This is a genomic window from Ensifer sp. NM-2, from assembly GCF_003024455.1.
Taxonomy (GTDB): Bacteria; Pseudomonadota; Alphaproteobacteria; order Rhizobiales; family Rhizobiaceae; genus Ensifer; species Ensifer canadensis.
Genome location: NZ_PVZR01000054.1, coordinates 1 through 2,356 on the forward strand (window position 1 = coordinate 1; position 2,356 = coordinate 2,356).

At 66.9% G+C, this 2,356-nt stretch carries 4 protein-coding genes; all 4 read left to right on the forward strand.

The window, feature by feature from the left end; translation table 11 throughout:
- Window positions 1–699, forward strand: a 699-nt coding sequence (locus C6558_RS38660) for an integrase core domain-containing protein (protein WP_107028838.1), incomplete at its 5' end; no start/stop codon positions are given.
- 46 nt (window positions 700–745) lie between these two features.
- Window positions 746–1,129: an IS5 family transposase gene (locus C6558_RS41905; protein WP_371412339.1), complete on the forward strand. Its 384-nt coding sequence runs from the start codon at window positions 746–748 to the stop codon at window positions 1,127–1,129.
- Window positions 1,026–1,640 (forward strand): IS5 family transposase, encoded by a 615-nt coding sequence (locus tag C6558_RS38665; protein WP_371412340.1) that lies wholly within the window; start codon window positions 1,026–1,028, stop codon window positions 1,638–1,640. Before C6558_RS41905 ends, C6558_RS38665 begins: the two co-directional genes overlap by 104 nt.
- 216 nt (window positions 1,641–1,856) lie before the next feature.
- Window positions 1,857–2,356 (forward strand): transposase (locus tag C6558_RS38670; protein ID WP_199197125.1); only part of this gene is annotated, 500 nt, incomplete at its 3' end.

Below are 2,356 nucleotides of genomic sequence, written 5' to 3' on the forward strand. Positions count from 1 at the left end.
TGTCTTCGTACCGTGGGACGGTGGCTGCACCGACTCGGGATCTCCCGCCTACGGGACCTGACCCCGGCCGGAGAAGACCTGCGCCAACGACCCCAGAAGATCACCGCGAGAGGGCCGGGGCACATGGTGCACCTGGACGTGAAGAAGATCGGGAAGATCCCAGACGGGGGCGGCTGGCGCACCCACGGACGTGAAAGTGAAGCAGGCCGTGCTTCCAAGCGCGGGCCTGGCCGGCGGGTCGGCTACACCTACCTGCACTCGGCGATCGACGGGTACACCCGCCTGGCCTACACCGAGGCGTTGGAGGACGAGCGGGCGGCCACGACCGTGAGCTTCTACTGCCGGGCGCGGGCGTTCTTCGCCGCCCACGGCATCACCGTGGACCGGGTGATCACGGACAACGGGAACAACTACCGGGCCGTGGACTTCACCGCGAAGGTGGTCTCGCTCGGGGGCCGGCACCACCGGATCCGCCCCTACACCCCGCGCCATAACGGGAAGGTCGAGCGGTACAACCGGCTGATGGTCGATGAGGTCCTCTACGCCCGCCCGTACACCTCAGAGCAAGCTCGGCGTGAGGCCCTGGCGGTGTGGGTGAACCACTACAACTACCATCGGCCTCATACCTCCTGCGGAGACGCTCCTCCGGCCTCGTTGGCCCCGGCCCGAGTCAACAACGTCATGACCTCTTACACCTAGGGCGTGTCTGAGAATAGATGCACGAGTCAGCTGAGACCCTGGGGACATGTCCCGGTTCCAGATGCTCTCTGACACCCAATGGGAGTTGATCGCCCCGATGCTCCCGACCCGGACCGGCCGCGCCGGCAGGCCGTTCGCCGACGCCCGCGCCATGGTGGAGGCGATCATCTACCGGTACCGGTGCGGAATCGCTTGGAGGGATCTGCCCGAGGTCTACGGGCCCTGGCAGACCGTGTGGACCTGGCATCGGCGCTTGGCCGAAGAAGGCACCTGGGACACGGTGCTGGCCACGCTGACCGCCGCCGCTGACGCCGAAGGCCTGATCGATTGGTCGGTCTCGGTGGACTCCACGATCGCCCGCGCCCACCAGCACGCGACGAACATCACCCGCCACACAGGGGGATGGATCGAACTACAAGAATCCGCGTGAGGAGCCGGCCGATCACGGCATCGGGCGCTCCCGTGGCGGGCTGAGCACGAAGATCCATCAGCTCGTCGATGGGACCGGGCTGCCGCTGGTCAGCCTGATCACCCCCGGCCAGGCAGGGGACTCCCCGATGCTGCTTCCTCTTCTGGCGCAGCTGCGCGTGACCCGGCCAGTAGGGCGGCCCCGGACCCGCCCCGAGGCCGTGCTGGGCGATAAGGCGTACTCCTCCCGGGCGATCCGCACCCACCTACGTGCCCGTGGGATCAAAGCGGTCATCCCCGAACCGGCCGACCAGCAGGGCCACCGCAGACGGCGCGGTGCCCGCGGCGGGCGCCCCGTCAGCCTCGACGCGGACGCCTACAAGGGCCGCAATGTCATCGAGCGTCAGTACGCTCACCTGAAGCAGTGGCGGGGTCTGGCGACCCGGTATGACAAGTACGCGATCATCTACAGGGCCGCTCTGGTCCTGAATGCTGTGCTCGCATGGTCAAAACGATTGTCAGACATGCCCTAGTGCCAGGCGGCAGGGAACTGCACGCCTGGTATCAGCACCCAATGGTGATAGCTCGATCGCCCACGCACCCGATGCGTGCGCCCCGATGCGCGCAAGTTGAGTCCCGCATAGTGGTGTAGCGCCCGGTGGTCGGGCACGTCGTCTCAGACGTGGACGCGGCCACCGTGTGATCCTTCGAGTGAACCTCTCACAGCACCCTCGAATGGAGTCATCACGATGACCGCTCCTCATATTCTCGACCCTGCCGGCCTGCTGAGCGAAGCCCTGTCCGAAGCCTCCCCGGACATGATGCGCCACTTGCTGCAGACCATGATCAACACCCTGCTCTCCGCGGATGCCGACGCGGTGGTCGGTGCCGAATGGGGCAAGCCCAGCTCCTCGCGCACTGCTCAGCGGAACGGGTACCGCCACCGGGACCTGGACACCCGGGTCGGCACCCTGGACGTGGCCATCCCCAAGCTCAGATCGGGCACGTACTTCCCGGACTGGCTACTTGAACGCAGGAAGAGAGCGGAGTCGGCGCTGATCACCGTGGTCGCTGACTGCTACCTCGCCGGGGTCTCGACCCGACGGATGGACAAGCTGGTCAAGACTCTGGGCGTCAACGCCCTGTCCAAGTCCCAAGTCTCCCGGATGGCCACCGAGCTCGACGAGCAGGTCGAGTCCTTCCGTCATCGCCCGCTCGGGGAGGCTGGGCCGTTCACGTTCGTGGCCGC

What these genes read in the sequence shown, in the direction of transcription:
- C6558_RS41905 (WP_371412339.1), top strand. Translation starts at nt 746, where the DNA reads ATGTCCCGGTTCCAGATGCTCTCTGACACCCAATGGGAGTTGATCGCC.